1 protein-coding gene is annotated in these 614 nt (G+C 52.6%); it reads left to right on the plus strand.

Annotated features, from left to right (window positions below):
* Window positions 1-164: 164 nt before the first annotated feature.
* Window positions 165-614, plus strand: a 450-nt coding sequence (locus ACFPZN_RS56460) for a hypothetical protein (RefSeq protein ID WP_378293731.1), incomplete at its 3' end; no start/stop codon positions are given.

Genomic DNA, 614 nt, shown 5'->3' on the forward strand with positions numbered 1-614 from the left:
TCGATCTGTTGATCTGGAGCGGGCTGTGCGGATGGATGAATCGTCTGAAAATCGCCCTCGGCAATGTGCGTCAGCAGACGTAAATTGCTGAAACAGCGCTTGCTGCGGCAGGCATATTCGCGTAAAAATGTCAGCCGCTCTTTTAGCCACGAAAATACCTAATTATGTTTCAGGATAACCCGCTGCTAGCGCAGCTTAAACAGCAACTGCATTCCCAGACGCCGCGTGCAGAAGGGGTCGTAAAAGCCACGGAAAAGGGCTTTGGCTTTCTTGAAGTTGACGGGCAGAAGAGCTACTTCATTCCGCCTCCTCAGATGAAGAAAGTGATGCATGGCGACCGCATTTCGGCCGTTATTCATACCGAAAAGGAACGAGAGTCTGCCGAGCCGGAAGCACTGATCGAACCTTTCCTGACCCGCTTTGTCGGGAAAGTGCATAAAAAAGACGATCGTCTTTCTGTCGTGCCGGACCATCCTCTCCTGAAAGATGCTATTCCGTGCCGCGCCGCGCGTGGCGTTGAGCATGATTTTGTTGAGGGTGACTGGGCGGTTGCTGAGATGCGCCGTCATCCTTTAAAAGGCGATCGCGGTTTCTACGCCGAGCTTACCCAATAC

It is taken from the genome of Actinomadura rugatobispora (assembly GCF_042656285.1).
Classification (GTDB): Bacteria; Actinomycetota; Actinomycetes; order Streptosporangiales; family Streptosporangiaceae; genus Spirillospora; species Spirillospora rugatobispora.